The organism is Bradyrhizobium sp. P2_E8 (assembly GCF_056403875.1).
Map to the genome: position 1 here is coordinate 1 of NZ_JBFUES010000753.1, position 3,830 is coordinate 3,830.

Here is a 3,830-nt window from a genome sequence, read left to right on the forward strand (position 1 = left end):
GGCCTACGCCGCGGCCAAGTTCGCCGTGCGCGGCTTTTCCGAGAGCGTGCGGCACGAGCTCGCCGTGGCGGAAAGTCCCGTTAGACTGTCGGTCGTGCATCCCGGCGGCGTCGCCACCTCGATCGTGCGCAGCTCGCGCACCGGGGTCGGCGTCACCGACAATGCCCGCCGCTCGCAGATGATCGAGCGGTTCGAGAACGCAGCAAAGACCACGCCGAAGGACGCCGCGCTGCGCATCATCAAGGGCATCGAGAAGAACGAGCCGCGCATCCTGATCGGCAACGATGCCCGCTTCATGGACCTGTTGCAGCGCTTCCGCCCGGGGACCTACTGGGCGCCGTTGCAGCGGAGGCTGGAGAAGATGGCGAAGGGGACGGCGAAGTAGTCAGGTGCGCAATAGCGCGGCCTCACCCTCCGCTGTCATKCCCYGCGAAAGCGSGGMATCCAGTACGCCGCGGCCTCTCGGCTCAATCACTGCCMTCTCTGGAATACTGGATCGCCCGCCCCAGTGCGCAATTGCGCACAAGGCGGGCGATGACACCGTGTGTGTGGCGCATGCGCTCCGCCTCTCAGCAGCGCACCCTCACTGCCCCGCCAGCCGATCGGCAAAATAGCCGATGGTCTTGCGATAGATCACCGCCCTGTTCCACTCCCGCATCGCTTCGAAATTGGCGGTGCCTTCGCCGTAGGGCTGGCCCATCTTGAAGCCGCTGGTGTGGAGCAGGTTCGCGGTCGAGGCGAGCACGTCGGGCACGCTGTGGCGGAGGTCGACGTGGCCGTCGCCGTCGAAATCGACGCCGTACTTGATGTAGGACGACGGCAGGAACTGGGTCTGGCCGATCTCGCCGGCATAGGCGCCGATCAGGTCGCGCAGCGGCAGGTCGCCGCGCTGCACGATCTTGAGGGCGGCGAGCAGCTCGCCCTGGAACAGCTCGGTGCGGCGGCAGTCATGGGCGAGCGTCGCCAGCGTGCGGATCACCGGCAGCTTGCCGATGTCGCCCTTGCCGAAATCGCTCTCCAGCCCCCAGATCGCAACCAGGATGTAGCGGGGCACGCCGAACTGCTGCTCGATGCGCGAGAGCAGCGCGGCGTGACGCTGCAACAGCGCCTTGCCGCCATTGATGCGGCCCGGCCCGACGCGGGTCGAAACATACTGCTCGAAGCTCTTGTTGAAGGTGTAGCGCTGGCGCCGGTCGAAGGCGAGCACGGCGCCGTCCTGGGTGATGCCGCTGAACGCCGCACTGGTCACGTTTCCCGAGACGCCGGCTCCTTGCGCTTCCGCGGCCATGCTGGCGACGAAGCTGTTGAAGTCGCCGCCGCAGCGCGCGGCCTCAGCCGGGCCGCCGGCCAGACAGACGACAAAAGCGGTGGCCAGGGCTAGTCTCGACATCTCGGAAAATCCTCGTGGAAGGTGCGCGGAAGGCAGGGCCCGCGATCATGCCCGGGAACCGGATTCACGTCAAAGCGGCAAAACCTCGCCAGAACCCGTCATGCCCTGGGTGCGACTAAGGAGCAGCGCTCAACCCCCGTCCCCAACCGATCGAGATGACCATGCCCATTCCGTACCGGATGCTTGCTGTCCTCGCGTTGCTCTCGTTCCACACCGTCAACCCCGCCACCGCGCAGACGCGCGATGTCGCCGGCAGCCGCGACTATCCCGGCATCGGCCGGTTCGCCGGCAGCGTCATCACCGGCTATGTCGTGAAGGATTTTGACGCCGCGCGGATGCAGGCGGCAGCCTTCAGGGACGGCCAGCCGACCGATGCGCGGCGGCTCGAGGGGCGCGTCTTCCGCATCGCCTATCGCACCAATCCGGGCCCTTCGATCCTGGAAGTGTCGCGCAATTTCGAGACGCAGCTCGCCAAGGCCGGCTTCGAGACCCTGCTTGCCTGCGACACCGAGGCCTGCGGCGCCATTCCCTTCACGGAAAGCGTCGACGCGCTGCCGATCCCGCAAATGTGGGTCGACGGCTTCAACTACCGTTACTTTGCCGGCCGCAAGAGCGAGGGCGGGCGCGAGACCTATGCCAGCGTCATCGTCAGCCAGAACAACCAGGAGATCTATGCGCAGGTCACCGTCGCCGAGCTCGGCGCCATCGCGAACAAGATGGTCGATGCCGCCGCGATGGCCAAGGGTCTTGGCGAGACCGGCCACATCGCGCTCTACGGCATCTATTTCGACACCGACAAGGCCGTGCTGAAACCCGAGAGCCGCCCGACGCTGGAGCAGATCGCAAAGCTCTTGACGAGCCAGCCGCAGCTCAGCGTCTTCATCGTCGGCCACACCGACAGCCAGGGCGCCTATGAGTACAATCTCGACCTGTCGAAGCGCCGCGCCGAAGCAGTCGCCGCCGAGCTCGTGAAGAGTTTTCGCATCGCGCAGGCGCGGCTGCGCACCGCCGGCGTCGGCCTGCTGGCTCCGGTCGGCCCGAACGCAACGGACGCCGGCCGCGCGCTGAACCGGCGGGTGGAGCTGGTGGCGCCGTGACGCCCAACGCTCGTCATTCCGGGGCGCCCGAAGGGCGAACCCGGAATCCATCGAGCGGCAGAGTTGGCGGGTAAATGGATTCCGGGCTCGCGCTAACGCGCGCCCCGGAATGACGGATGAGAGAGTTACCGCTATAGTATCGATGCTCGCGCGGCGCCGTCAGTGGTGCGTTGAGTCAGCATAAGGCGAACCGCCATGCCCGAACATCAGCAGCCTCGACCAACCCGCCCCGCCCTGCTCCGCATCCCCCTCTTCCGCCTGCTCGCCATCAACCTTGCAATCGGCGCCTGCGCCGCGGCGCTTCTTGTCGGCGGCCTGCTCTGGCTCAACCCCGGGCATCTGCGCGAGCTGATCCTCGCCGACCGCGCAGGCGGCATCGCACTTGTTGTGCTGCTCGCCTCGTTCCTCATCACTTTCGGTTCCGCCGCGATGGGCAGCGCGATCATGGCGCAGGGACGCAAGGACGACGATAGCGGTCGCGGCGGCGGACACCAATCGCCGCTCGCCGTCCAGGAACTGGCGCAGCGCAGGCGCTTGCGTTGAGGTGCGCGCAGAGAAGATGGAACTCGTCCGACGGATCACATTGTCCGCACGCAAACCGGAAGACGTGCAGCCGAACGCGAGTTCCTACAAGCATGCAACTCTCGCTGCATCGCGAGAGCAGCAAGATGAACAAAGTGATTCGATGGTCCAAGCAATTGTTTCGGCACACATCGGAACTGCGGTCACAACCGACGCAGATCTGCTGCGCTCGCCGCGACACCAACGCTACCGCGATTTATCTTGCCACGGCATGGCGCAGGTTATAATATTCTATCCTAGGTTGTCGCCCCGCCAGCCCCGGGCGACGCTGAAGACCCAAAATAAGCGGCGGGCTTTTCGGCCCGCCGTTTATTGAGGGAGGGGTCGCAGCAGATCGCTGGCGAGCGCGTCCCGCCTCCACCCCGACAAGCAAATTTCACCGATTGGTGCAGCAGCAGGCTCGCAGTGCCGGCTCGATGCGGATGTCGACAACCGCCAAAGCCATTTGACTGCTGCGCCCTTATCGACGACAAGCGGCCATGGCCAAGAAACCCGGAACCAATCCCAAAGGCGAATTCGCCTTTTTCAACGTCGTCTATGAGGACGGCTCCCAACGCTCCAACCGGCGCGTCCCTGCGGAATTGCTCGGAGGCCTCGAGGGCGACGAGCCCGCCCGTGGCTTCATCATGGAGCAGGACCGCGAGATCGCCGAAAAGTCCGGCCGCCCGCCGCTGGCGATCAAGAACCTCGACCGGGTGGGGGTGAAGAAGAAGTAGGCCGGTGTCCGCGGGACACGCCAAGCATCAGCACAACAGAAAAAC

Annotated in this window: 5 protein-coding genes; 4 read left to right on the forward strand and 1 reads right to left on the reverse strand. The window is 65.6% G+C overall.

Going from position 1 to position 3,830, the window contains the following annotated elements:
• The coding region (locus AC1D00_RS31085; RefSeq protein ID WP_477013288.1) for an SDR family NAD(P)-dependent oxidoreductase at positions 1 to 385 on the forward strand (385 nt) is incomplete at its 5' end.
• Positions 386 to 583: 198 nt separating this feature from the next.
• Here the strand turns inward: AC1D00_RS31085 and AC1D00_RS31090 are convergent.
• A complete protein-coding gene (locus tag AC1D00_RS31090) occupies positions 584 to 1,390 on the reverse strand; it encodes a lytic murein transglycosylase (RefSeq protein ID WP_477013289.1) in 807 nt (268 codons plus the stop codon).
• A gap of 161 nt (positions 1,391 to 1,551) precedes the next feature.
• On the opposite strand from AC1D00_RS31090, the gene AC1D00_RS31095 reads away from it, so the two are divergent.
• The 3 genes from AC1D00_RS31095 (at position 1,552) to AC1D00_RS31105 (ending at position 3,785) form a co-directional block, all read left to right on the forward strand.
• A complete protein-coding gene (locus tag AC1D00_RS31095) occupies positions 1,552 to 2,487 on the forward strand; it encodes an OmpA family protein (protein ID WP_477013290.1) in 936 nt (311 codons plus the stop codon).
• Positions 2,488 to 2,682: 195 nt separating this feature from the next.
• Positions 2,683 to 3,030, forward strand: a complete 348-nt coding sequence (locus AC1D00_RS31100; protein ID WP_477013291.1) for a hypothetical protein — start codon at positions 2,683 to 2,685, stop codon at positions 3,028 to 3,030.
• Positions 3,031 to 3,548: 518 nt separating this feature from the next.
• Positions 3,549 to 3,785, forward strand: a complete 237-nt coding sequence (locus tag AC1D00_RS31105; protein ID WP_027548366.1) for a hypothetical protein — start codon at positions 3,549 to 3,551, stop codon at positions 3,783 to 3,785.
• Positions 3,786 to 3,830 lie beyond the last annotated feature (45 nt).

Bases quoted from the DNA above. Each gene is read 5' to 3' on its own strand.
- AC1D00_RS31100 (WP_477013291.1), top strand. From the start codon at position 2,683: ATGCCCGAACATCAGCAGCCTCGACCAACCCGCCCCGCCCTGCTCCGC.
- AC1D00_RS31090 (WP_477013289.1), bottom strand. From the start codon at position 1,390: ATGTCGAGACTAGCCCTGGCCACCGCTTTTGTCGTCTGTCTGGCCGGC.
- AC1D00_RS31095 (WP_477013290.1), top strand. From the start codon at position 1,552: ATGCCCATTCCGTACCGGATGCTTGCTGTCCTCGCGTTGCTCTCGTTC.
- AC1D00_RS31105 (WP_027548366.1), top strand. From the start codon at position 3,549: ATGGCCAAGAAACCCGGAACCAATCCCAAAGGCGAATTCGCCTTTTTC.